Source organism: Pseudidiomarina marina (assembly GCF_044807045.1).
In the GTDB taxonomy this organism is placed as follows: Bacteria; Pseudomonadota; Gammaproteobacteria; order Enterobacterales; family Alteromonadaceae; genus Pseudidiomarina; species Pseudidiomarina marina.
In genome coordinates, this window is the sequence record NZ_CP085233.1 from 1,886,751 (window position 1) to 1,911,446 (window position 24,696).

27 protein-coding genes, 2 tRNA genes and 1 other annotated feature are annotated in these 24,696 nt (G+C 48.4%); of the genes, 14 read left to right on the top strand and 15 right to left on the bottom strand.

From position 1 onward, the window contains the following. Window positions 1-23 precede the first annotated feature (23 nt). A complete protein-coding gene (locus LG272_RS08920; protein WP_404408046.1) occupies window positions 24-1,730 on the top strand; it encodes a proline--tRNA ligase in 1,707 nt (568 codons plus the stop codon). An 85-nt stretch (window positions 1,731-1,815) separates the two neighbouring features. Here LG272_RS08920 and gpt read toward each other — a convergent pair whose 3' ends face one another. Next, the gene (gene gpt / locus LG272_RS08925) at window positions 1,816-2,301 is read right to left on the bottom strand and encodes a xanthine phosphoribosyltransferase (RefSeq protein ID WP_126758994.1); all 486 of its coding nucleotides are present in this window, start codon (window positions 2,299-2,301) and stop codon (window positions 1,816-1,818) included. Between the two features lie 5 nt (window positions 2,302-2,306). Beyond that, entirely contained in the window at window positions 2,307-3,608 is a 1,302-nt protein-coding gene (locus tag LG272_RS08930; protein ID WP_126758995.1) for an NCS2 family permease, read from the bottom strand. Window positions 3,609-3,743: 135 nt separating this feature from the next. Here LG272_RS08930 and LG272_RS08935 point away from each other — a divergent pair, with 135 nt between their 5' ends. Further along, window positions 3,744-4,064, top strand: coding sequence for a 2Fe-2S iron-sulfur cluster-binding protein (locus LG272_RS08935; protein ID WP_126758996.1), 321 nt, complete (start codon window positions 3,744-3,746; stop codon window positions 4,062-4,064). Here LG272_RS08935 and LG272_RS08940 read toward each other — a convergent pair. From LG272_RS08940 to prmB, 5 genes are read right to left on the bottom strand one after another with little or no spacing between them, the layout of a single operon-like run. Next, a complete protein-coding gene (locus tag LG272_RS08940) occupies window positions 4,061-5,203 on the bottom strand; it encodes an ATP-NAD kinase family protein (protein ID WP_404408049.1) in 1,143 nt (380 codons plus the stop codon). The genes LG272_RS08935 and LG272_RS08940 overlap by 4 nt on opposite strands. Continuing rightward, window positions 5,196-5,330: an entericidin A/B family lipoprotein gene (locus tag LG272_RS08945; protein ID WP_156265926.1), complete on the bottom strand. Its 135-nt coding sequence runs from the start codon at window positions 5,328-5,330 to the stop codon at window positions 5,196-5,198. Before LG272_RS08945 ends, LG272_RS08940 begins: the two co-directional genes overlap by 8 nt. Further along, entirely contained in the window at window positions 5,327-5,863 is a 537-nt protein-coding gene (locus LG272_RS08950; RefSeq protein WP_404408051.1) for an elongation factor P hydroxylase, read from the bottom strand. Before LG272_RS08950 ends, LG272_RS08945 begins: the two co-directional genes overlap by 4 nt. A 30-nt stretch (window positions 5,864-5,893) precedes the next feature. Then, window positions 5,894-6,997 carry a chorismate synthase gene (aroC, locus tag LG272_RS08955; RefSeq protein ID WP_404408053.1) on the bottom strand — a complete coding sequence of 368 codons (1,104 nt, stop codon included), beginning with the start codon at window positions 6,995-6,997 and terminating at the stop codon, window positions 5,894-5,896. Between the two features lie 48 nt (window positions 6,998-7,045). Next, window positions 7,046-7,954 carry a 50S ribosomal protein L3 N(5)-glutamine methyltransferase gene (gene prmB / locus LG272_RS08960; RefSeq protein ID WP_404408055.1) on the bottom strand — a complete coding sequence of 303 codons (909 nt, stop codon included), beginning with the start codon at window positions 7,952-7,954 and terminating at the stop codon, window positions 7,046-7,048. 101 nt (window positions 7,955-8,055) lie between these two features. Here prmB and smrB point away from each other — a divergent pair, with 101 nt between their 5' ends. Continuing rightward, the gene (gene smrB / locus LG272_RS08965; RefSeq protein WP_404408057.1) at window positions 8,056-8,568 is read left to right on the top strand and encodes an endonuclease SmrB; all 513 of its coding nucleotides are present in this window, start codon (window positions 8,056-8,058) and stop codon (window positions 8,566-8,568) included. Window positions 8,569-8,649: 81 nt separating this feature from the next. Here the strand turns inward: smrB and sixA are convergent, their stop codons facing one another. The 3 genes from sixA to LG272_RS08980 are packed head-to-tail and all read right to left on the bottom strand — an operon-like array spanning window position 8,650 to window position 9,957. Then, window positions 8,650-9,141 (bottom strand): phosphohistidine phosphatase SixA, encoded by a 492-nt coding sequence (gene sixA, locus LG272_RS08970; RefSeq protein ID WP_126759002.1) that lies wholly within the window; start codon window positions 9,139-9,141, stop codon window positions 8,650-8,652. 3 nt (window positions 9,142-9,144) lie between these two features. Then, the gene (locus LG272_RS08975; protein WP_126759003.1) at window positions 9,145-9,516 is read right to left on the bottom strand and encodes an RnfH family protein; all 372 of its coding nucleotides are present in this window, start codon (window positions 9,514-9,516) and stop codon (window positions 9,145-9,147) included. Window positions 9,517-9,519: 3 nt separating this feature from the next. Beyond that, window positions 9,520-9,957 (bottom strand): type II toxin-antitoxin system RatA family toxin, encoded by a 438-nt coding sequence (locus LG272_RS08980; protein WP_126759004.1) that lies wholly within the window; start codon window positions 9,955-9,957, stop codon window positions 9,520-9,522. Window positions 9,958-10,097: 140 nt separating this feature from the next. Between LG272_RS08980 and smpB the strand changes: the two genes are divergently transcribed. The 7 genes from smpB (at window position 10,098) to trpA (ending at window position 17,575) form a co-directional block, all read left to right on the top strand. Continuing rightward, a complete protein-coding gene (gene smpB, locus LG272_RS08985; RefSeq protein WP_126759005.1) occupies window positions 10,098-10,577 on the top strand; it encodes an SsrA-binding protein SmpB in 480 nt (159 codons plus the stop codon). Between the two features lie 137 nt (window positions 10,578-10,714). Further along, window positions 10,715-10,812, top strand: a sequence feature (Trp leader region). A gap of 95 nt (window positions 10,813-10,907) precedes the next feature. Then, window positions 10,908-12,524 (top strand): anthranilate synthase component 1, encoded by a 1,617-nt coding sequence (locus LG272_RS08990; protein ID WP_404408061.1) that lies wholly within the window; start codon window positions 10,908-10,910, stop codon window positions 12,522-12,524. Further along, window positions 12,514-13,155, top strand: coding sequence for an aminodeoxychorismate/anthranilate synthase component II (locus LG272_RS08995; protein WP_404408063.1), 642 nt, complete (start codon window positions 12,514-12,516; stop codon window positions 13,153-13,155). Before LG272_RS08990 ends, LG272_RS08995 begins: the two co-directional genes overlap by 11 nt. 2 nt (window positions 13,156-13,157) lie before the next feature. Next, window positions 13,158-14,162, top strand: coding sequence for an anthranilate phosphoribosyltransferase (trpD, locus tag LG272_RS09000; RefSeq protein WP_404408065.1), 1,005 nt, complete (start codon window positions 13,158-13,160; stop codon window positions 14,160-14,162). Continuing rightward, a complete protein-coding gene (gene trpCF, locus LG272_RS09005; protein WP_404408067.1) occupies window positions 14,155-15,567 on the top strand; it encodes a bifunctional indole-3-glycerol-phosphate synthase TrpC/phosphoribosylanthranilate isomerase TrpF in 1,413 nt (470 codons plus the stop codon). Before trpD ends, trpCF begins: the two co-directional genes overlap by 8 nt. Continuing rightward, window positions 15,564-16,769 (top strand): tryptophan synthase subunit beta, encoded by a 1,206-nt coding sequence (trpB, locus tag LG272_RS09010; protein WP_404408069.1) that lies wholly within the window; start codon window positions 15,564-15,566, stop codon window positions 16,767-16,769. The genes trpCF and trpB overlap by 4 nt, the downstream gene beginning before the upstream one ends. Beyond that, entirely contained in the window at window positions 16,766-17,575 is an 810-nt protein-coding gene (trpA, locus tag LG272_RS09015; RefSeq protein WP_404408071.1) for a tryptophan synthase subunit alpha, read from the top strand. The genes trpB and trpA overlap by 4 nt, the downstream gene beginning before the upstream one ends. Here the strand turns inward: trpA and LG272_RS09020 are convergent. Next, window positions 17,547-18,452: a TIGR01777 family oxidoreductase gene (locus LG272_RS09020; protein ID WP_404408073.1), complete on the bottom strand. Its 906-nt coding sequence runs from the start codon at window positions 18,450-18,452 to the stop codon at window positions 17,547-17,549. The two genes, trpA and LG272_RS09020, sit on opposite strands and share 29 nt — an antisense overlap. Window positions 18,453-18,578: 126 nt before the next feature. Between LG272_RS09020 and LG272_RS09025 the strand changes: the two genes are divergently transcribed. Genes LG272_RS09025 through LG272_RS09035 form a run of 3 tightly spaced genes read left to right on the top strand, consistent with a single transcriptional unit; the run spans window position 18,579 to window position 20,296 of the window. Continuing rightward, entirely contained in the window at window positions 18,579-19,133 is a 555-nt protein-coding gene (locus LG272_RS09025; protein ID WP_404408075.1) for an inner membrane-spanning protein YciB, read from the top strand. Next, complete coding sequence (locus LG272_RS09030) at window positions 19,133-19,432, top strand: YciI family protein (protein WP_404408077.1); 300 nt, start codon at window positions 19,133-19,135, stop codon at window positions 19,430-19,432. The genes LG272_RS09025 and LG272_RS09030 overlap by 1 nt, the downstream gene beginning before the upstream one ends. Before the next feature lie 6 nt (window positions 19,433-19,438). Continuing rightward, window positions 19,439-20,296, top strand: a complete 858-nt coding sequence (locus tag LG272_RS09035; RefSeq protein ID WP_126759014.1) for a serine aminopeptidase domain-containing protein — start codon at window positions 19,439-19,441, stop codon at window positions 20,294-20,296. 21 nt (window positions 20,297-20,317) lie between these two features. On the opposite strand, the gene LG272_RS09040 is transcribed toward LG272_RS09035, so the two are convergent. After that, a complete protein-coding gene (locus tag LG272_RS09040) occupies window positions 20,318-22,843 on the bottom strand; it encodes an ABC transporter permease (RefSeq protein ID WP_404408080.1) in 2,526 nt (841 codons plus the stop codon). Further along, window positions 22,833-23,513, bottom strand: a complete 681-nt coding sequence (locus tag LG272_RS09045; protein ID WP_126759016.1) for an ABC transporter ATP-binding protein — start codon at window positions 23,511-23,513, stop codon at window positions 22,833-22,835. The genes LG272_RS09040 and LG272_RS09045 overlap by 11 nt, the downstream gene beginning before the upstream one ends. Before the next feature lie 2 nt (window positions 23,514-23,515). Here LG272_RS09045 and LG272_RS09050 point away from each other — a divergent pair, with 2 nt between their 5' ends. Further along, the gene (locus LG272_RS09050; protein ID WP_126759017.1) at window positions 23,516-24,139 is read left to right on the top strand and encodes an arylesterase; all 624 of its coding nucleotides are present in this window, start codon (window positions 23,516-23,518) and stop codon (window positions 24,137-24,139) included. Window positions 24,140-24,402: 263 nt separating this feature from the next. On the opposite strand, the gene LG272_RS09055 is transcribed toward LG272_RS09050, so the two are convergent. Next, window positions 24,403-24,478, bottom strand: a tRNA-Glu gene (locus LG272_RS09055). Window positions 24,479-24,588: 110 nt separating this feature from the next. After that, window positions 24,589-24,664, bottom strand: a tRNA-Glu gene (locus LG272_RS09060). Between the last annotated feature and the right edge of the window lie 32 nt (window positions 24,665-24,696).

Sequence of the window (24,696 nt, forward strand, 5' to 3'; positions counted from 1 at the left end):
TTTTGCTGGAATTTGAGGATCACATGCGTACCAGCCAATATTTATTAGGAACATTAAAAGAAACACCTGCCGATGCAGAAGTTGTCAGTCATCAATTGATGCTGCGCGCCGGTATGATTCGTAAAGTTGCCGCCGGACTCTATACGTGGACACCGACAGGTTTACGTGTGTTACGTAAAGTTGAGCGTGTCGTTCGCGAAGAGATGGAACGCGCTGGTGCTCTAGAAGTTCTTATGCCAATGGTTCAACCCGCTGATTTGTGGGAAGAGTCAGGTCGTTGGAATGACTACGGCCCTGAGCTACTTCGTTTACACGACCGAAATAACCGTGACTTCGTATTAGGCCCAACTCATGAAGAAGTCATCAGTGAATTAGCACGCAAAGAGATTAGCAGCTACAAACAGTTGCCGTTGAACTTGTTCCAAATTCAAACCAAATTCCGTGACGAAATTCGCCCACGTTTTGGGGTGATGCGCTCACGCGAGTTCATCATGAAAGATGCGTACTCATTCCATCTAGATCAAGACAGCCTACAGCAAACCTATGACGTGATGCATGCAGCTTACTGCCGCATCTTCGAGCGCCTCGGTCTCGATTATCGTCCGGTTATTGCCGACACTGGCTCAATTGGTGGTAGCTCATCGCATGAGTTTCATGTGTTAGCGAGCTCAGGTGAAGACGACATTGCGTTTTCAGACAGCTCCGACTACGCCGCCAACGTTGAAATGGCTGAGGCTGTAGCGCCTGCAACACAACGCCCTGCGCCGTCGGCTACAATGGAAAAAGTTGCCACCCCCGATGCTAAAACAATTGCTGCATTAGTTGAGCAGTTCAAGTTGCCCGTTGAAAAAACCGTCAAAACACTGATTGTGCGCGGCGCTGAAGAAGGTCAACTGGTTGCCTTGATTATTCGAGGCGATCACGAACTCAACGAGATTAAAGCTGCGAAACATCAGTTGGTCGCTAGCCCGCTGGTATTTGCAACGGATGAAGAAATTCGCGCGGCTATCGGCGCTGGCCCGGGCTCATTAGGCCCAGTTAATTTGCCAATGCCATTGATTATTGATCGCAGTGTCGCAGTCATGGCGGATTTCGCTGCTGGTGCCAACGAAGATGGCTTCCACTACTTTAATATCAATTGGGAGCGAGATGTCGCCCTGCCTGAAACCTTTGATCTGCGTAATGTGGTGGCCGGTGATCCAAGCCCCTGTGGTCAAGGCACTCTGCAAATCAAACGTGGCATTGAAGTAGGTCATATTTTCCAACTCGGTAAGAAGTATTCTGAAGCCATGAAAGTTGGTGTATTGACCGAAACCGGTAAACACGAAACCTTAACAATGGGTTGTTACGGTATCGGCGTATCCCGTATTGTTGCTGCTGCCATTGAACAGAACCACGATCAATACGGCATCATTTGGCCTGACGCTTTGGCACCGTTCCAAGTAGCATTGGTACCGATGAATATGCACAAGTCAGCTCGAGTGCAAGAAGTTGCTGAGAAGCTCTACACCGAGTTAACGGCGGCCGGTATTGATGTATTGTTTGATGATCGCAAAGAGCGCCCAGGCGTGATGTTTGCCGATCTTGAGCTTATCGGAATTCCACATCAGATCGTGATTGGTGAGCGTAATCTTGATGAGCAAGCGGTTGAATACAAATCGCGGCGCAGTGGCGAGAAAGAAAAACTTGCCATTGACTCAGTTCTGCAGCATTTGCAGAGCAAATTTTAACTCCTATAACTGCCTAAATAGTATAAAAAAGCCCGAATAATTTAATTCGGGCTTTTTTTATTCGTCGTATGACTGAGCTTAGCGATTAACTCTCAGAACCCGCTAGTGGCTCCACATAGTGCAAATGCATATCCCATGGGAAGTGAATCCATGTTTCTTGCTCAAGGTCAGCAACAAAATCATCAACTAATTGCATACCTGCTGGCTTTGCATAAACCGTGATAAATTTAGCTTTTGGAAAACGCTCGCGTAAAAACTTCAAGGTATTACCGGTATCAACGAGGTCATCAATAACCAAGAAGCCTTCGCCATCTTCGGTTGCGTTCACATCTTTGAGCATGGTTACGCTGTCGCGTTGGCTGTCGTGATCGTATGAACTCACACAAACTGAGTCGACAACACGCACATTCAGCTCACGTGCAACAATTGCTGCAGGCACTAAGCCGCCACGACTTACCGCAATAATGCCGCGCCATTGTTCAGCTGGTAACTGGCGGCGCGCCAGTTCCTTAGTTGCCCGATGCAACTCTTCCCACGATACGAAAAACTCGCGATTTGAATGCCATCCCATAATGATTACCCCAACCAAATAAATTTAGCGACAAACAGCGCTGCTAATACCGCAACACTCCAATTTAATTCACGGACTTTGCCTCCAAGCGCTTTCACGACAACGTAGCTAATAAATCCAAGCGCAATACCGTCAGCAATTGAGAAGGTTAATGGCGTCATCAATAGCACAACAGCGACTGGAGCCGCTTCCGTAATATCGTCCCAATCCACTGAACGAAGTGTAAACAGCATCAGTACCGAGACGTAAATAATAGCGCCGGCGGTCGCATAAGCCGGAACCATGCCCGCCAACGGCGCGAAGAATATAGCCAAAACGAACAATAACCCCACCACCACTGCGGTTAGTCCAGTCTTACCACCAGACGCAACACCGGATGCTGATTCAACGTAACTGGTAGTGGTCGACGTACCTAATGCGGCACCTGCAATGGTAGCGGTACTGTCAGCCATCAACGCGCGTTCAAGACGCGGTAATGAACCATCTGGCTTCGCTAAACCAGCGCGTTGTGCGACGGCCATTAAGGTGCCCGACGTATCAAATAAATCGACAAATAAGAACGCAAAAATCACGCTCAACATGGCAACATCGAACGCAGCGGCAATGTCCATTTGCATAAACGTTGGTGCCAAGCTAGGTGGCGCTGCAACGATGCCATTATACTGAACATCGCCAAGCAAAAATCCGGCTAAGGTCACTAAAAGTATACTAATCAGCGCGGCACCTTGAATACCCCGTGCAACCAAACCAATAATCAGAAAGAATCCCGCGCCAGCGAGTAGCACAGACAGTTGCGACATGTCTCCCAACGACACTAAAGTGGCATTGTTCGCGACAATAATGTTGGCATTCTTTAGGCCTATAAGCGCTAAGAAAGCACCGATACCTGCGGCGATTGCGAGTCGAAGCGTTACTGGTATGGCATTAATGATCCACGAACGCACACGCAAAGCAGAGAGTAAGAAGAATAAGATACCGGAGAAGAAAACCGCACCGAGCGCCGTCTGCCAAGTGTATCCCATACCGAGTACAACACTATAGGTGAAAAAAGCGTTGAGCCCCATCCCCGGAGCCAAAGCTACAGGATAATTCGCCCATAAGCCCATCACCAAACAGCCAATAGCAGCAGCTAAACAGGTGGCGACAAAAACAGCACCATAGTCCATCCCCGCTTCGCTAAGCATTGAGGGATTGACGAAAATAATATACGCCATGGTTAAAAACGTCGTGATACCCGCAACGATTTCACGTTTTACCGTACTTCCTTGCGCTTTGATTTGAAACAATCGCTCCAATAAAGCCTGCATAAGCCCCCACTCTCGCTCTGCTGATTAAAAAATTGCGGTATTCTACAATAATTTCATCGCTTTTGCCGCACTATTATGTGGTAACCTGTTCGCCTTCAATGCACTTCGCAACCATTATTCAAGGAGTTTTTAGTCATGCCTCGAGTCATATACATTGATGCCCAAGGCGGCGAATTTGAAGCTGAAGTTGAGGTTGGTCAAAACCTGATGGAAGGTGCGGTTGATCACATGATCGACGGTATTCTTGGCGAGTGTGGTGGCGTCATGTCATGTGCAACGTGCCACTGCTATGTTGATCCAGCCTGGGTTAACAAAATTCCACCCGCGAGTGAAATGGAAGAAGACATGTTGGACATGGTGATCGACCCGCAAGATAACAGCCGTCTCAGTTGCCAAATCGAAATGACCGAAGAGTTAGATGGAATTGTAGTTCGTTTACCGAAATCGCAATTTTAAGCGCTTTCAATCCGCACGAATACTTCATCATGGTAGCCGGTTGTCACGCGCATGAGCCCGGACAATTCGGCATCCAATTCAGGTTCTCCAGTATCTACAAGCAGCGGACGCTGGCCTAGCGCTTGTAACTTCGCTTTGGTTGCCACAATTTGAATGTTCTCTTTACCAATACTGCGAATCACTGCTGGGCTCAATTGTTGATTACCGCGTCCAAAAATATGGCCTTGCCCACCAATCACGGTAATAATCAACCGTACAGGGCCTTGATGCTCATGGATGAGTTGTTCAAGCTGTGAAGCTGTCACGTCGCTAGCAATCACCTTTCCTGCTAGCACCACATCAACACCTAATAGCGTATTTGACAGGTTTAATTCCTCCATGATAAACGCCACTGTTGAGCCTGAACCCATGATATACAGCGTATCATCGTCCATGCTCTCAATCACATCGGCGGCGATGTCTGCGAGTACAAGTTCATCGCTTTCTTTACCACCCATTTTTACTGCTTGTACATAACGCAGTTCCGCTGGAACTAGCATTTCACCATATCGACGCGCTCTTACCGTCCCCTGACGAAACGCATCTTCATCAATATCCATTACATCCGCATTGGTCACGCTGGTCAGTTGACCTTGAATAAGTTGCTCAAGCACCTTGCCCGCAGCAGTGGGTGATATCGCATAAACGCCTGAGTGAATTTTCACGCCGGCAGGAATACCGAGCACAGGTCGGTGGGCCGGATAGACCGCGCAAACGTCGCGCGCGGTGCCATCGCCGCCCGCAAACAAAAGTAAATCGATATCATCTCGCTTAGCTAATAACTGAGCTAGCTGGCGCGTATCGTCCGCCGATGTGAGCGACTGTTCTGGGGTATATATGACGTCATAGGCAAAGCCGCGCTCACGCACCATCTCCTCACCGAGGCCATTTGCACCGGTGACAAACTGAACTTGATTCGAATAGGCTTGAATAACCTGAAGTGCTTGGTTTACGCGTAGCGGCGCTTTCGGCGTTGCGCCCAACTCAAGTGCTCGCTTCGCCGTGTCGGCGCCGTCACTCCCTTTTAAAGCAACGGAGCCGCCCAAACCTGCGTATGAATTGACAATGAGACCAATACGAAACAACGGAGTCTTATTCACCTTTATCGCGGGTACCTTCTTGAATGGCTTCGCCGGCACTCTCAAGATCTTTGCCGATGCCTTCAATAGTGGCACAGCTACTCAAACCTAACGCGACTAAAAGCATAATAAAATGGCGATTCTTCATGTTATGTTCCATTTAGTTATTGTTGTTGCGGGCCAAGGCTGTTGATAAAACTCAGCCAAAGCTCGAGCAAATTTCTCCGCTCGTGGCGGAATGCCTTCAATTATATAGCGAGATAATTGTTCTTGAACAGCTTTTGTAAACGCTATTCTATCTACCTCAATACCGCCTAAGTTATCTACGCTGACCTGAAATGGCACACCCGCGCACAACGAAAACAGCCACTCTAATGCTTGGGGTTTGCGCTCCACTTGCTCAAATTCAGCTTGTTGCTTTGCATCACGGCCATCTGGTTCATACCAATAACCATAATCAAATAGTTGCCGACGCTGTTCACCGGCAATGCACCAGTGAGCGATTTCATGTAAAGCCGAAGCAAAAAAGCCATGCGCAAAAACTATCTGATGATAATCATCTGCGCGTTGCATAGGTTGATAATAGGGCTCATGGGTTCCAGCGACCAATCGGGTTTTGTAGTCACTATAAAAACACTGGTCAAACAGCTCAATGAGTTGCTGATAATGATGTTGTGGCATACTTCTCAACAGCACCTAGATAGAACAACGTCATAATTCAATATTTGGAACGCAGGCGTGCACGTCGCCATTTTGCGCCCGCTGACGTAACCAATGATCCATGATCACCAACGCAGCCATCGCTTCGACCACCGGTACACCGCGGATTCCAACACAAGGATCATGGCGGCCACGCGTCACAATTGAGCTTGTTTCGCCGCGAATATCAATCGTCTCACCAGCAATGGTGATGCTTGACGTTGGTTTAAACGCAACTTCGGCGATAATTGGCTGACCACTGCTAATGCCACCCAGTACCCCACCAGCATGATTACTAGCAAAACCTTTCGGCGTTAAGGCATCGCGATGTTCACTGCCGCGCTGACCGGCAACCGCGAATCCATCCCCGATGCTCACTGCTTTTACCGCATTGATACTCATCAACGCTTTCGCCAAATCAGCATCCAGACGATCAAATACCGGTTCACCTAAACCAACGGGTACGCCGGTCACCTCAAGACGTACGCGCGCGCCAACAGAATCGCCATCTTTCAACAACTGTTTGAGGTACTCTTGTGCCGCTTCTGACATCGTTCGGTCTGGGCAAAATAATGGATCGCTAGCGACATGTTGCCAAGCAAATTCTGGCTGACCAGAGTCGGTACAATGTGGACCTATTTGAACCACGCCCGCGTGAAACTTAATACCGAACTTTTCGGCTAAGTATTTTTGCGCAATAGCGCCAGCAGCAACTCGCATTGCCGTTTCGCGCGCCGAAGAACGACCACCGCCACGATAATCGCGCACGCCATATTTGTGGGCATAAGTATAATCAGCGTGGCCTGGTCTGAATTTATCTTTTATATCACCGTAATCTTTACTGCGCTGATCGGTGTTTTCAATGAGTAGCCCAATCGGCGTTCCGGTCGTTTTCCCTTCGAATACGCCTGAGAGAATCTTTACGCTATCCGCCTCACGACGGGCGGTCGTAAATCGATTTTGCCCAGGTTTCCGACGATCAAGAAACGGTTGAATATCTGCTTCAGAAAGCTCTAGGCCTGGCGGGCAGCCGTCAACAACAGCGCCAATTGCAGCGCCGTGACTTTCGCCAAAAGTTGTGACCCGAAATAATTCACCCCAAGTATTTGCTGCCATCACTCTGTCTCAGTCATTGTTGTTACGTTCTAGTCGTGTGGTTTCGCGCTAAAATTTTTCGCGATGCGCAACGAGGTCGGCATACGTCAGCACAAATACACCGTCGCCACCGCGCTCGAATTCAACCCAATCAAACGGAACTTCAGGAAACTCTTCGGCCAAAGCGACCCATGAGTTGCCTACCTCACAAACCAAAATACCGTGCTCGGTCAAGTGTTCCGGTGCTTCACGTAAAATGGTACGAACTAAATCTAAGCCATCATCACCGGCTGCGAGACCAAGTTCTGGTTCATGTCTAAATTCGTCTGGTAGATCCGCCATATCCTCGGCATCGACATACGGTGGATTCGTCACAATAAGATCATAACGTTGCTTCGGCACACCATCATACAAATTCGACTGAATAGGAATAACGCGCTCTTCTAAACCATGCATCGCGATGTTCTCTTCAGCAACAGCAAGCGCATCTAACGATAAATCCAACGCATCAATATCGGCCTCATCAAATGCGTAGGCACAAGCAATAGCAATACAACCACTTCCTGTACATAAATCAAGAATCCGCTTCGGTTCTTGCGCTAGCCACGGTGTAAAACGCTTCTCTATCAACTCCGCAATCGGCGAACGTGGTACCAGAACGCGCTCGTCAACAATAAATGGCAGCCCAGCAAACCATGCTTGGCCAATTAAATAAGCCGCTGGCTTCCGCTCTTCAATACGTGTCGTCACCAACGACACAAACTCATCCAGTTCGTGTTCTTGCAAGTGGGCCTGCTCGAACATAGCGAGTTGCTCAAAATTCAACTGAGTCACATGCCCTAACAAAAGTTGCGCTTCGCTGTAGGCGTTATCGGTGCCGTGGCCAAAATAAACATCTGCGCTCTGCATCGCGGTGACAGCCCAACGCAGCGCATCATGTAAATTGGTTTGCGTAAATGTGACATTTACCTGTGACAAGGTAGGTTCTCCGAAGTTGTTCCGTTCTTTGCCATAAGATACCCTAATAGCACTAAGTTCGCATCCAAAGATGTACGTTGATAGATACAAATCGAGTGGTTATGAGTGAAGAGTCAGACGATTTCGCACTGTTTCGTGAGCAAGTAAAGGTCGATCGCCGCATTCGCAGCGAAACCGTGCAAGCGCCGCGCCCCAAACGAGCCAGGAAACCTTCAGGCTCGAATACCCCTGAACGCCAACAGCAGGCGGAGTTTTTCTTTTCTGATACCTTTCGAGCGCATTTCCCCGAAGGTCCCGTACGCTATTGTGCAGAAGGCGAATCATCGCACTTACTCAAGCAGCTTCGCCGCGGCGATTATCCACCCGAATTATTTCTTGATTTACACGGTATGACGCAAGCCGAGGCCAAGCGCGAAATCGCCGCGCTACTGCATGCTTGTACAAAACAGAATATTGACTGTTGTTCCATTATGAGTGGTCACGGGAAGGGTATTTTAAAGGAGAATTTACCGCATTGGTTGGTACAGCATCCGGCGGTGCGAGCGTTTCATCAGGCGCCTGCGGCTCACGGTGGCAACGCCGCCCTCCTCATCTTACTGCAAAAACGATATTAGCTATTAGATATTGGATATTAGAAAACCCTGAAACATCCGCGCTAATATCTAATATCTAATAGCTAATATCGCACTTGGTTTTTAAGGAACGACCATGCGGATGAAGTCGGCTCGCTGCATCGCCACATCCAACTTCAACTCCGCCATCCCAGCCGTCGGAAACAACAACGGCGGCGTTTTCTTATCCAGCGTCGCCACAAGATAGCTCACAAACGGCATATGCGACACCAACACAATAGTTTCAGCGTTCGGATAGCGGCTTTGCAACATTGCAAAAAACCAATCACAGAATTCTTGCGGATCGCTTTCAGGAATCGCATCATCGGCAACATCGCGGTGACTGGCGGGAGTAATGGATTCAACAATGGTCGCGGTTTGCTGGGCACGAATAAATGGGCTGGCTAATAACCAATCGAATTGCGTTCCCTGTTCTTGCATGTAGCTTTTCAGCCAATCGGCACTTGCCAACACCTCACTCTCACCGAGCGTGCTTAGCGGGCGTATTGCATCAGCTTTTAATGCCTGCGCTGGTTCAGCATCACCATGGCGCATAATAAACAGGGTAACAGCCACGACTTATTCGTTCTCCTCAGCTGAATCAGCTGATTCATCTTGGCGTCGACGTCGACGTCCACCAGTAACCGGATCGGCTCGCCCCTCATCTATAGCTTGATCCGCACGACGGCGTCTAACCGCTTTAGGATCAGCAATAAGTGGGCGGTAAATTTCGATACGATCACCTTCTCGTAATTCATGATCGAGCTTAACCGCTTTACTCCAGATACCAACCTTTTGTTCCGAGAGATCAATTTCTGGGAAGTATTGTTTGATCTGTGAACGCTCAATCGCATCTTCAACTATCGTACCGACAGGAACTCGCAGCGGAATAATTTGCTGACGTTCAGGCGTTGCGTACGCTACTTCAATTTGAATTTGTTGCGGTGCCATTATTTATTGTGACCCATACACTTGTTGTGCACGCTGTACAAACGCATCAACCATGCGGCTTTGCAGCTCATTAAAAATTTTACCAAATGCCATGCCGAGCAGACGATTCGCAAACTCGAATTCCAGCTTTAACACAATTTTGCAGGCTTGTTCATCAAGCTTATGGAAACTCCAGCCACCACGCAAATACTGAAACGGTCCATCCACAAGCACCATATCAATTCGTTCAAACGGTACAAGCGTATTACGTGTTGTGAACGATTTACTGATTCCGGCTTTGGAAATATCGAGACGGGCGACTTTATTTTGCTCATCGCTCTCTAACACCGATGCACTGCGGCAACCTGGCACAAACTCCGGATAACGATCGACGTCATTCACCAATGCGTACATTTGCGCATCGCTGTATGGTACTAAAGCACTCCGTTCAATAGTCGGCATCGCAGTCCTCGTTTGGTTAAAATGATGCGCATGATAGCGCATTTCATACATTGAATCACCCTCTCAAATTGAGCAAATAAACCCGTGATTTTGCAATAAAACAAATTTTAATTTTTCCTGCCATCGGTATAATACGGCGCATGAGCAAAACTAAAAAAAATCAAAATTCAAATACCATCGCGTTGAATAAAAAAGCGCGTCACGAATATTTCCTCGAAGATAAATTTGAGGCCGGCTTAGCCCTGCAAGGTTGGGAAGTAAAAAGTATCCGTGCTGGTAAGGTCAACATTAGCGACACCTACGTCATCATCAAAAATGGTGAGGCCTATCTACTTGGTGCGCAAATTCAACCACTTATCTCAGCCTCAAGCCACGTTGTGTGCGACCCTGAACGCACCCGCAAGCTCTTATTAAAAAAGCGCGAGCTCGACAAACTAATCGGCGCCAGTGAACGCGAAGGTTACGCCATTGTCGCCACGGCAATGTATTGGAAAAAGCATTTGGTGAAGTTAGAAATTTACCTCGCCAAGGGTAAGAAGTCTCACGATAAACGCGACACCATTAAAGAACGCGATTGGCAGCGTCAAAAGGCGCGCATTATGAAGCACAACGTTCGTTAATAGCGACTGTCAATTGAGCGTTGACATCACTTTTTAATCGCGATACATTCGACTCATCAATTAGACAAGCTAGTCATTTAGTTTACAAAATAAAGGAAGCAGCCGTGATAACAATGGCACAGCAATCACAACTACGTAAAAACTGGTGGTGGCATTTCCCGAGCTAGCGGGCGATGTATCTGTGCGTGTTAATCACGTTTGCTACAAACCCGCTTCGATAAGCGGGTTTTTTTATTCACGCTTATCGATATCAAGCGGCAAAAGAAAGTTATACAACTTTGAACAACCAAAAGTTATCGACTATCACTCAACAAGAAAGAGTACTGTAGCGTGAATATTATTGAACAACCGGGCTTCTTGACGAGTTTACGCATGAAGCTACCGTATCAAGCCGATACGCTTGCCGTATACGAAAGGCTCTGCTCGCCGCAGCAGCCAAGTTTATTGCTCGATTCTGCCGAAATTCAGTCGCGGCAGAATCTCAAAAGCTTGCTCATGGTGAATGCCGCCGTGCAATTTACCTGTCACGGCCAAACCGTCATCATTAAAGCGCTTACCAATAATGGCGCAGCGCTATTACCATGGTTAGCGCAACAGCTTGACGCACTTGGTAGCGATGTTTGCGAGGTCACGGCAACCAACCGACAGTTGCAGTGTGAGTTCAAACAAACAAAGGCCGTTGCAGACGAAGATTCGCGGTTACGTGCTCCTAGCAATGTCGAACCGTTACGAATTGTTCAGCAAAAACTACAAACCAAAGCGCAACTTGGCGCACCGCATGCCATGGCGATATTTATCGGCGGTGTGTTTGCCTATGACTATGTGGCAACGTTTGAGCAATTACCCTACGTTGAAACAGCTGAAAATAGCTGTCCTGATTATCAATTCTACCTCGCTGAAACTTTGCTTGTTATTGATCACCAACGGCAAACAACCGAGCTTCTAGCTAGTCTTATTAGCGGACCACAGAGTGCGGAATATTATGCGGATATAGCGGCGCAAGTGGGACAAATTGCTGCCTTATGCCAATTTCCGTCAATGCAAAAGCAAAGCAAAAACCAAGGTGTTGATGACGCTTTGAAGGTAACCCCTTCGGCCAAAGCGTTTGCCCAACAAGTTCTGCAGCTGAAAGAACACATCAGTGCTGGCGATATCTTTCAAGTGGTGCCTTCGCGGCGTTTTCAACTGCCATGCAGCGACAGTTTATTAGCCTATGCAGAGCTTAAAAAGGCCAATCCGTCGCCATATATGTTTTACCTGCGTACCGATAGTTTCGAGTTGTTCGGCGCGTCCCCCGAATCGGCGCTTAAATATACGGCAGCAACTAATCAAGTTGAGTTATACCCGATTGCCGGCACTCGTCCACGCGGCAAAAATGCCGATGGTACGATTCACGCCGATCTAGATAGTCGCTTAGAACTTGAATTGCGTTTAGATCAAAAAGAACTCTCTGAACATATGATGCTGGTGGACCTCGCACGCAACGATTTGGCTCGTATTGCACAGCCGGGTACACGCTACGTCGCCGATTTGCTGCAAGTCGACCGTTATTCGCATGTCATGCACTTAGTTTCTCGGGTAGTCGCGCAATTGGCTGACGATTTAGATGCGTTCCATGCTTATCGCGCCTGCATGAATATGGGCACCTTAGTAGGCGCACCTAAAATTAGCGCAGCAACGCTGATTCGCCAAGTTGAACAGCAACGGCGTGGTAGCTACGGCGGTGCCGTCGGCTATGTCAATGGTGCTGGTGATATGGATACCTGCATTGTGATTCGTTCGGCCTTTGTCAAAGATGGCTTAGCGACCATTCAAGCTGGCGCTGGTGTTGTGCATGATTCCGACCCTGCCGCAGAAGTTGCCGAAACCGAAAACAAAGCGCGTGCAGTCATCGAAGCCGTACGTCATGCCAATAACCGTATTCAGGAGGCTGCGAATGCTCGCTAATCCAACAACGCATACAACGGCACCTGATCGCATTGTGATGCTCGATAACTTCGATTCATTCAGCTACAACCTCGTAGATGAATTGCGCCAGCTTGGCTACCCATTGGTGGTTTATCGCAACGATATCGACGTGCAGCAGTTGATAGCGAACATGCGCGACTATTCTGGGCGGCAGCTCTTATGTTTATCGCCAGGCCCGGGTCACCCTGCTCATTCCGGCAACTTGCTGGCGTTGATAAAAGCCGCTCAAGGCCATTTCCCTATGCTTGGCATCTGTCTTGGCTTTCAGGCGCTCATCCATGCCGCGGGCGGCGAGGTGGACCGGTGCCCTGATATTGTGCATGGCAAAAAAGCACTGATCGAAACTCGCCAACATTGCATATTTGAACAGTTGGATAATCCATTAACTGTGGCTCGCTATCATTCATTGTGTGGCTACAAGTTGCCCGACTCAATTAAAGTTCTTGCGGCAACGGGGGCAATTCCGATGGCGGCAGAATTCCCAGAATTTCAGGCTATCGGCTTTCAGTTCCATCCGGAATCTATTTTGACCAGCCGCGGTACGCAGCTATTAGCGCAAACCGTCGCCTACTTATTTCAACAATACCGATCTGAGCCGTACGGGGGTTAATCATGCAGGCACTTCATTCTTTACTCAACGGTGAGCCATTAACCCTGCAACAGGCAGAAAAGCTGTTCGACCATTTGGTTAAGGGCGAGCTTAATGACATTCAAATAACCGCCGCATTAACGGCAATGAAACTTCGTGGCGAACAGCCCGAAGAAATGGCCGGTGCTGCACAAGCATTACGACGTGCGGCAAAGCCATTTAAGCGCCCTACCCGAGCCGTTATCGATAGTTGTGGTACCGGTGGCGACGGTAGTAACACCATGAATATTTCGACCACCGCCGCGTTAGTTGCTGCCAGCATGGGCTTAGCTGTGGCTAAGCATGGTAACCGTAGCGTGTCATCGCGGTCTGGCTCAGCAGATGTTCTCGAGAGCCTCGGCTTATCAGTAACGCAAGATCCTGAGATTGCCGAGCAGCAACTCGATACGTTTAACTTTTGCTTTCTATTTGCACCGCATTATCACCCAGGCATTCGCTATGCCATGCCAAGTCGACAAACGCTTAAAACTCGCACTTTATTCAACTTGCTAGGGCCGCTGGTTAACCCTGCACGCCCTGATGCACAAGTGCTCGGAGTGTATGATCCAAGCTGGTGCCGGCCGATGGCAGAAACTTTGAAGTTATTGGGTTGTCGGCGAGCCATGGTCGTCCACGGTTCGGGGCTTGATGAGATTGCCTTACATGGTCCGACCCATGTGGTTGAATTACGTGATGGCGAACTGACCGAATACACGCTCAATGCCGCTGATTTTGGCGTACAGCCAGCGCAAGTGGCTGAGTTAGTTGGCGGCGACGCGGATTATAATGCGCAATTACTCAAGCAGGTTTTAGCGGGCGCAGCAACGCCAGCGCAAACCAATGCTGTTGCCGTCACCGTTGCAGCCATGCTCTATGTGACTGACCAGTATGCCGACTTAAAACAGGCAACAGCGGCTGTACAAGACCATCTGGCATCAGGCGCCGCGTTAACGCACTTAGAGAAGCTTCAGGAGTTTAATCGTGGCTAGTTCAATACTTAACGAAATTGTAGAAACTCGCCGCAGCTCGGTACAAACGTTCTTGGCGCAATTGGATATCGCGTCAATAGAAAAGCAGTTGGCGCCAAGCCAACGCAGTTTATACCAAGCACTGGCGCAGCCACGAGCTAGCTTTATTCTTGAATGCAAAAAAGCATCGCCATCGAAAGGTTTGATTCGTCCCAACTTTAATCCAGTGAATTTGGCGCAAACCTATAGTCGATATGCCGACGCCATTTCGGTACTCACTGAGCCCGATTACTTTCAAGGCGATTATCGTTATTTAGCTGCCGTGGCTGCTGCTGTGCCGCAGCCGGTGCTTTGCAAAGATTTCATCGTGATGCCAGAGCAGGTTATTTTGGCTCGCCATTTTGGCGCCGATGCCATTTTATTAATGCTGTCCGTATTAACTGATGACGAGTACCGCCAATTAGCCGAACTCGCTGCGGAATTGCAGCTTGATGTGCTCACCGAGGTGGCCACGGAACCAGAACTTGAGCGCGCGTTAGCCTTAAACGCAAACATCATCGGTATTAACAATCGCAACCTGCATGACTTAACCATCAATCCGCAGCGCAGTATTGATATGAGTCAACGTATTCCCGAAGGTGTTTTAGTTGTGGCTGAATCGGGGTATTCGAATCATGCGCAAATTCAACAAGCGGCCGCCCATGTCGACGGCTTTTTGATTGGAAGCGCATTGTCACAGTGCGACAATGTCGATCAAGCCTGCCGTGAGCTAATTTACGGAAAGCACAAAGTTTGCGGCCTAACCGAGCCGGCCGATGCGACCGTCGTCCGTGCTGCTGGTGCAGCGTATGGTGGATTAATTTTTGTTGAACACTCACCGCGCTATGTCAGCTTAAAACAAGCTCAGACTATTGTGCACGCAGAGCCGCTCTTGAATTTTGTTGGCGTGTTTGCCGATCAACCGCTGGCGCAAGTCATCGAAATAGCTCAATCCATAGAATTAGCGATTGTGCAGTTACACGGTCAAGAAGACATTGATTACATTAGCGAGTTACGCAAAGCGCTGCCAACTACAAAGATTTGGAAAGCCATTGGTGTGGATGAGCCACTCATCTTGCCACACCTCGAAGTGGATGCATTTTTACTCGATAATCGCTTTGGTGGTAGCGGCCAGCCGTTTGATTGGTCACTGCTCAAAGGATTAAGTGAACAACAATTAAGTCAGTGTATATTGGCCGGTGGGTTAAGCCTTGCGAACTTGAGCGAGGCCCAAACAACAGGAATTTCGCAACTCGATGTCAATTCGGGCGTTGAGTACGCCAAAGGCCGCAAAGACGCCGGTAAAATCTTAAAATTTTTCGAACACATTCGTACTTACGGTAAATCAGAAAACCAGATCCAGCCGGATCAGGAGGCAGTATCATGACCCAATCAACTGAGAAACTATCCGCTTACTTTGGCGACTTTGGTGGCCAATTTGTACCTGAAATTTTGTTGCCGGCCTTGGATCAGCTCGAACAAGCTTTCATTGATGCTCAGCAAGACCCTGAGTTTCAGGCCGAATTCGCCGATCTATTAAAGAATTACCTAGGGCGTCCTACTCCTGTGTCGCTTTGTCGCAATTTGCCGTTGCATTCGCCCAATGGCACGCAAATTTATCTGAAACGCGAAGATTTGCTGCACGGCGGTGCCCACAAGACGAACCAGGTATTGGGCCAAGCCTTGCTGGCAAAGCGTATGGGCAAAAAACGCATCATCGCCGAAACCGGCGCAGGTCAGCATGGCACAGCAACCGCGCTTGCATGTGCGCTATTAGACCTCGAGTGTATTATTTACATGGGCGCTAAAGACGTTGCGCGCCAACAACCGAATGTATTTCGGATGGAACTCATGGGTGCCAAAGTGGTGCCAGTCGATACCGGCAGCGGCACCTTAAAAGACGCCGTGAACGAAGCCATGCGTGACTGGACAGCTAGTTATAGCACCACTCACTATTTGCTCGGAACCGCGGCTGGTCCGCATCCATTCCCAACCATTGTGCGTGAGTTTCACCGCATGATTGGTGCCGAAGCCAAAGCACAAATGCTAGAACGCATTGGCCGCCTACCTGACGAAGTCATTGCCTGTGTTGGCGGTGGCTCCAATGCCATTGGTATGTTCGCCGAGTTTATCGACGAATCCGATGTGGCTTTAGTTGGTGTTGAACCGGCCGGCAAAGGCGTTGAAACAGCACATCATGGCGCAACACTAACCGCTGGTAAACCTGGCATTCTGCATGGCTGCCGATCATTCCTGATGCAAACCGACGAAGGTCAAATTGAGGAAAGTTATTCGGTATCGGCGGGTCTCGATTATCCTGGCGTCGGTCCACAACATGCGTATTTGCGGGAGATTGGACGTGCACGTTATGAGTCAGTGACCGATCAAGAGGCATTGGATGCATTCCAAATTCTTGCGCAACATGAAGGCATTATCCCAGCGCTTGAATCAGCCCATGCGCTTGCCTATGCACTGCGTCGTGCGGCAGAACCTGATGCGCCAAAAGTGCTATTGATTAACCTCTCTGGTCGTGGCGATAAAGATATTGACCATGTACGCCGTATTTTCCAACAAGGAGCGCAGGCATGAATCGCTACCAACATATGTTTGAGCAGTTAAAATCGAAACAGCAAGGCGCGTTTGTCCCATTTGTGACCTTGGGCGATCCAACACCTGAGTTAAGCCTCAAAGTTATCGAAGCTCTTATTGACGGCGGCGCCGATGCACTCGAGTTGGGATTACCGTTTTCTGATCCAGTGGCCGATGGCCCCACCATTCAAAAAGCGAACATTCGCGCGCTTGCTGCGGGTACGCGCATATCTGATGCTTTTGCGATCATTCAACAAGTTCGTTCAAACTACCCTGAACTACCTATCGGTTTATTGGTTTACGCGAACCTTGTGGTGAGTAAAGGCACCGAATCATTTTATCAACGTTGCGCAGAGGCCGGCGTTGACTCAGTGCTCATTGCCGATGTTCCAGTCCGCGAAGGCCTGAAATTTGCCGATGCCGCCAAGCAGCATGGTGTGGCGCCTATCTATATCGCGCCCCCCGATGCGTCTGAGCAAACATTAGTTAATGTTGCGAAGCACAGCGAAGGCTATGTTTACTTGCTAAGTCGCGCTGGTGTCACAGGCGCTGAAACACAAATGCAAGCGCCAGCCAGCGCTGTCATCGAGCAATTACGAAACAATCGCAGTGCACCGCCGTTGCTGGGGTTTGGTATCGCTAAACCTGAACATGTTCAGGCTGCATTAAACGCAGGTGCCGCTGGCGCGATTTGTGGCTCAGCCATCGTGAAAATCATTGAACGGTACCAAAACGATGAGAGCCAACTCGTTCATGAACTCACTCAGTTTGTTCAAACTATGAAGGCGGCAACAAGCATCGTTTGAGTGCAGCCTCAACGTTTGGATATTTAAATTGATAACCGGCCTGTTGCAGACGCTCAGGAATAACCAACTGGCCGGTTAATAGCATGTGTGACATCTCGCCAAGCATTAGCTTTAAAGCCCACGCAGGCACCCGCATAAAGTGTGATTTTCGTAACACTTTTGCCACGGTTTTACTGAACTCTCTTTGCTCAACCGGATGTGGCGCAGTTGCATTATAGATACCACGCGTATTTTCGTTGGCGAGCAATAATAAAATAATTCCCACCATATCGTCTAACTGAATCCAACTAAACCCTTGTTTGCCGTCTCCTAAAGGACCGCCAAGCCCAAGTAAATAGGGTGGTAACATCTTTTGTAGCGCACCGCCTTTTGGCGCTAACACGACGCCTGTTCGCACAATACAAACACGGGTTTGTTCTGATTCAGCGGCTAACGCTAGCCGCTCCCATTCAGCACATAAATGATGAGCAAAGTCATCTTTCTCTACTTTGGTTGCCTCGGTAACAGGCGTATTTCCTTGGGCTCCGTAATAGCCAATTGCGGAGCCACTGATAAAAACTTGCGGCGGTTGCGCTGCTGCTTGAATCGCTTCGGTCAATTGCCGAGTGATATTCCAACGACTTTGCTCAATTCGCAGTTTTTGTCGAGAGCTCCAACGTTTGTCCGCAATCCCCTCACCTTGCAAATTGATCACCGCAAAATAATCACTGATATCCGTTACTTCATCCAAGCTTCGGATCACATGAACTTGCGAGCCTAGACGTTGAATGGCGCGCTGCGGATTACGACTAATGACGGTAACCTGATAATCCGTCAATAAGTGCGAAATTAACGCTGAGCCGATTAAACCGGTGCCACCTGTAATCAAAATTTTCATGCTGGCCTCTCGCTGCGGAAAAACTATACTGTACGTTGCTTACTTAGCTTAAGTGTAGTCTTTGAATCTAGTACCTAACAAACTTTTCTGGCACACTGCGGGAATAAGAATAAAACGGGCATCATCATGTTGTTAGTACTTGAATACTTACCAATCATTTTGTTTTTTCTATTTTACCTACTTGGCGATATTTTTATCGCGACCGGTGTGTTGATGGTCGGTACGGTCATGCAAATTGTCGTGATGAAATTTATGCGTGAGCCAGTAACCATGCGCCACTGGATAGTCATGTGGGCAGTGCTTATTTTCGGCAGTATTACTTTGTTTCTACGTGATGAATGGTTTGTGAAGATCAAAGTCACCGTCATTTACGTTGCTATTGCTCTATTTTTGCTCATTGGCATGTGGTGGAAAAAACGTAGTCCACTCCAGAGCATGCTAGATAGCGAGATTAATTTGCCGCTATTTGCGTGGCGACGGCTGACTTACGCATGGGTCATATTTTCTCTCTCGCTGGCGATTATCAACGTTTATATTGCTGAAATGATGAGTCTAGATGCGTGGGTAAATTTCAAAGTATTCGGCACACTCGGAGCGACACTTATTTTTAGTGTGTTCTCTGGCGCCTATATGTTTAAACATCACACTGACCGTGAAAAAGATGCAGAGGAAATTGAATAATGTGGTTTGTTATTTGGGCTGAAGATGCGCCAAACTCGTTAGATGCGCGACGTGCAACCCGTCCTGCGCATTTAGAACGTCTGCAACGACTTCAAGCCGATGGTCGACTGCTTGTTGCGGGCCCATGCCCTGCCATTGCCTCGAGTGACCCGGGTGATGCTGGATTCACCGGCTCGATGGTTGTCGCGGAATTCGATTCATTAGAAGAAGCAAAACGCTGGGCTGATGCCGACCCTTATTTTGCTGCTGGTGTATACGCCAAAGTTACCGTAAAACCCTACATCAAAGCATTACCTTAGCACCCTATGGAAAATCCACGACGCGTCAGTATTCAGTCGGCGCCCGCACGAACGATTATTGCCTACCATTGGCACGCCCGAAATCCGCGGGGTGTCATCATCATGGCGCCAGCGATGGCGGTACCACAGGCGTTCTATCAACATTTTTGTCAGTGGCTCAATGAACAGCAATTTGATGTCATCAGTTTCGATTATTACGGAATAGGCGCATCAATTGATAAGCCGCTAGGGCACGTCCAAACCACGGTAACCGATTGGGCCACCTACGATGCCGCCGCTGTTATCGACTACGCAATCGCTCAACAACCGTCGTTACCCTTACTCTGGTTCGCACATAGCATTAGTGGTCAATTGTTTGGCATGATCCCAAATAATCAAAACGTTCGACAAATGCTCACCGTCGCTACCGGAACCGGTTTTTGGCGAGACACAAAGCCACAACTGAAATACAAATCATGGATATTATGGCGAGCGATTACGCCATGGTTAATACCGCTGAGTGGTTATTTCCCAGGCCGAAAACTGGGGATTGTAGGAGATGTGCCAGCCGCAGCCATGCAACAATGGCGTCGCTGGTGTTTGCATCCCGATTATTTGGTGGGTGCAGAACAGCTATATGATCACTATGCCAATATTCGTACACCGATCACATCAATAAGCTTTACTGATGATGAAATGCTAACCGCGCACAACATTCGTGCCATGCACGATTTTTACGCCAATGCACCTCAACAAAGACATGTTATTTCCCCCAATAACCTACAGCTAAAACGTATTGGGCATTTTGCGGTGTTCCGAAAAGACTACCAACCATATTGGCAGCAGCTTTTCGGAAAATACATTGACCAAGCGATCGACTCTTAATGTCACAAGCTCGCGTTAAAGTTACGCGAGCTTGCGAATTAACTGCGCAGTGTTACGTCGTACTAATCGAGCACAAGCCAATCGCCCTAATGTTCCAACGACAATAGCACCAGCCAGCGGACCAACTAACCAGAAACGCCAGTGAATGGTTGCCGCCATTTCAAATACTTGTGTTTGTAAAATCCACAACGACAATTCCATTGCAAGGGTTGCGATTAAGCCGCTAATTGCACCGAGGATCAGAAACTCGTAAGTAACACTACGGCTAAGTAGCTTCGCCGGTGCCCCTAATGTGCGCAAAATCACTAATTCTTGCTGGCGTTCTTCCATCGACGCCTGTACCTGAGCCAACAACACTAATATCCCAGCAATCAATACCAGTACGAGTACAAACGCAATGGCAATGCTGACTTGGTCAATCACCTCACGTAATTGCTCCATAATCGCATCGAGATCAATTAATGAAACTTCAGGGAACGGCTTAAACAGCTCATAAAGTTCACTTTGGCGTTCTTTCGGTAGATTAAAGCTCGAAATAAACGTCGCTGGGAAATCTTCTAACGTGCTGGTGTTAAATATCATGAAGAAATTCGGCTGCAACGATCCCCAGTTCACCTTACGGATGCTGGTTACCGGCACCGTGAATGTATTGCCGCCGATATTAAATTCCAGCTCGTCGCCAATCGACAAACGCATCCGCTCAGCAACTTCTTCTTCAATAGATACTTGTGGCTGAGGATTGTCACCCCACCACTCACCAGCAACAATGGTATTGTTCGGTGGTAGATCATCTCGCCAGGTCAGCGAAAGTTCGCGCCCAAAGCCTTCGCGTTGCTCGGCATTATTGGTTTGCGTATCTGCTTCATCGCCGCCGGCCTCTTTGGTCACCTCATCACGAACTGGAACACCATTAACTGCTGTCATCCTTCCCGGCACCACCGGATACATATCTTTTGATTCGATATCGCGTGCGGCAAAACGCTGTTCCAATTGCGCCACATCACCTGGCGCAACATTCACAATAAAATAGTTTGGCGCATCATCAGGAAGTTGGCGTTCCCAATCGGCCAATAATTCATTGCGTAGCGCTAATACTAATAGCAGCAACATGATTGCGGTCGAGAAGCTTAACATTTGCACGCTATTGGCCTGCGCACGTCGCTGCAAGCCAGCCATCGCTAAACGCCATGCACTACCAGCTTGCATACCAGCCTGTCGGCTCGCCCGAATAAATAGGCGACCTACGGCCAATAGCAAAACGGCAGCCACTGCACCACCGGCAAATAGCGCTGTTGAAAGTAACCATTGTTGACTGTAAATCAGCAATAACGCATAGATGGTTCCTGCCGATGCAATCCAATGCAACCAGCGTAGTTTATCCGTGCCGGTAAGCTCTCGATTTAATACCCGTAGCGGTGGAATGGCGATCAAACGTAGCAATGGATAGAGGGTAAACATGACCGCACTAACCAGACCTGTTGCCGATGCTAACACGTAAGGTTTCAGGCCTGCCGCAGGTAGCTCCGCACCCAACTGCGCGGCAACAAACTCAATCACTTGCGCTTGGATTACCCACCCAAGCAACAAGCCGACGCCAATACTGATGAAAGTCAGTAGTAACAAATGCAGAATAAAAATCCGCTGAATTTGTCGACGTTCAGCACCAAGGGTTTTGAAAATAGCGACCACATCGTAGTTCCGCTGGCAGTAACGTTGAGCGGCCACAGCCACCGCGGTGGCGGCCAATACCACTCCCAATAAACTTGCCAGCAACATAAACCGCTCAGCGCGCTGCAAACTGCGAGCCAGTGGGCTGTCACCATCCTCGATACTTCGCCAGTTATGCGTGTCATCATTAAGTTGCGGTGCCAACCACTCGTAATAACCATCGAGTTGCTCAGCGGTACCGGCAAACAGCACGTTATAACGCACCCGTGAACCCGGCTGTATCAAGCCCGTTTGTTCGAGCTGATCATAATGAATGAGCACATTGGGACTATCCGTAAATACCGAGAAACCGACGTCTGGCTCATACGTCAGCACTCGAGAAACCTTAAATTTACTTTGCCCAATTTCAAGCGTATCACCAACTTCGAGATCCAACTCTTGAAACAAGGCGGCAGCAACCCAAGCCTCGCCCTCGCCTGGCAACTGATTAATGACTGTCGTTTCGTCACCAAAGGGTTCAGAGGCTGTGCGTAAACTACCCCGCAACGGATAGCCATCACTCACGGCTTTAATATCTACGAGTGCCAAATTATCGTCGGCAAAAGCCATACTATTGAATACAACCCGATTTGCGGTATCTAATCCGCGTTGCTGAGCTTGCTCCAACCACTCATCCGAGATTGGTCGGCGCGAACTTAATACCCTGTCAGCTGCGAGAAACTCGGCGCTGCGAGCCAACAAACCCGATTGCAAACGCTCGGTGAATAACGACAACGACAACACCGCAGTCACTGACAGCACGATAGCCGCAGCCATAATTGTCAACTCGCCGCGCTTAAGCTCGTGGCGTAATAATCGCCATGAAATCTTATGCCACATCGTTGCTTACCTCGGTTAATCGCCCCGCATCCATCTTCAAAATACGCTGACAACGCTTCGCTAACTCAGGGTCATGCGTGACCATAACCAGCGTTGTGCCTGATTCCTTGTTCATTTCAAACAATAAATCTTCAACTTTATGCCCGGTAGTAGCATCTAAATTTCCTGTTGGCTCATCAGCGAACAATATTTTCGGCGTACCGATGAAAGCGCGCGCAATCGCGACCCGTTGTTGTTCACCGCCAGATAATTGGTTTGGGTAGTGCTTTAAACGCTCTCCTAATCCAACTTTGGTTAACAGCTCTCGCGCCTGTTGCTCAGCATTTTTATGTCCGGCTAGTTCAGCTGGTAACATCACATTTTCGAGAGCAGTCAAACTCGGGATTAATAAAAACGACTGGAAAATGAAGCCAATTTTGTCAGCGCGCACTTTTGCACGTTGCTCCTCATCCAAATCTCCCAAATTTACGTTATCTATGGAAACATCACCGCCACTTGCAAGGTCTAACCCCGCAAGTAAAGACAGTAAGGTCGATTTACCTGAGCCTGATGCGCCCACGATAGCAACGGTTTGGCCCGCTTCAATAGACAGGTCAATTGGCTGTAAAATGTGTAGAATACCGTCTTGAGTCGTAACTTTTTTTTCTAATTGAGTGGTTTGAATAAGCATTTATGAAAAACTTCCTAGCTAAATTGTTAGTAATCGTCGCATTGTTCGTTGTTATACGTCCAGTTTCGGCAAATGTCTCACTTGTTGTTTTAGGTGATAGCCTAAGTGCCGGTTATGGCATGGCGCAAAGCGAGTCCTGGGTGGGTGTATTGCAACAACGCTGGGCCGAAAAATATCCCGACATTACGCTCATTAATGCCAGTATTAGCGGTGACACCACCCAAGGTGCATTAAATCGTTTAGCTGGGGTTATTGAGCGTCATCAACCCGATGCCGTATTCGTCGAACTTGGCGGTAATGACGGTCTTCGTGGTTTTAACCCAGCCACTATTTCAGACAATTTGGTACAGATTATCATGCAATTGCAACAGCAGGACGCTAAAGTTGCGTTAAGTCAGGTGAGAATTCCGCCGAACTACGGCCAGCGCTACAGCGAAATGTTCGCTGACATTTTCCCAAACTTAGCTGAGCAGCATCAAGTCCCACTCATTCCTTTCTTTATGGAACAAATTATTGAGAATGAAGATTTGATGCAGGGTGATGGTATTCATCCGAATCGCGAGGCACAGCCGCTCATTGCCGATATTATGGAACCGCATCTACTGGAATTGATTGACAAGCGTTGATCGTTGTTCGTGCGCTACGCTGTTCGTACGCTTCGCTGTTCGGAAAGACGTTACTAGTTATTCGTTATTCGTTATTCGTTATTCGTTATTCGTTATTCGTTATTGGTTATTGGTTATTCGTTAAAGATAGAAAGAAGCACTAACGACTTAGGTTTTGGTTTTGGTTTTGGTTTTGGTTTTGGTTTTGGTTTTGGTTTTTCGAAGAGTGAGCGAAGCGAACGTTCGAATAACGAATAACGAATAACGCTTTTGCTTTTAAGAAGTGGCGTCCCCTAGGGGATTCGAACCCCTGTTACCGCCGTGAAAGGGCGGTGTCCTAGGCCTCTAGACGAAGGGGACAAGGACTCATAAATCTAAATTGCAGTCTACATCGAACAGTGCGAAGCACGGACGAAGAGTGAGCGAAGCAAACGTTCGAATAACGAATAACGCTTTTGCTTTTAAAGAAGTGGCGTCCCCTAGGGGATTCGAACCCCTGTTACCGCCGTGAAAGGGCGGTGTCCTAGGCCTCTAGACGAAGGGGACCCCGGACAAACATTCTGGTTACTCGTTACTGG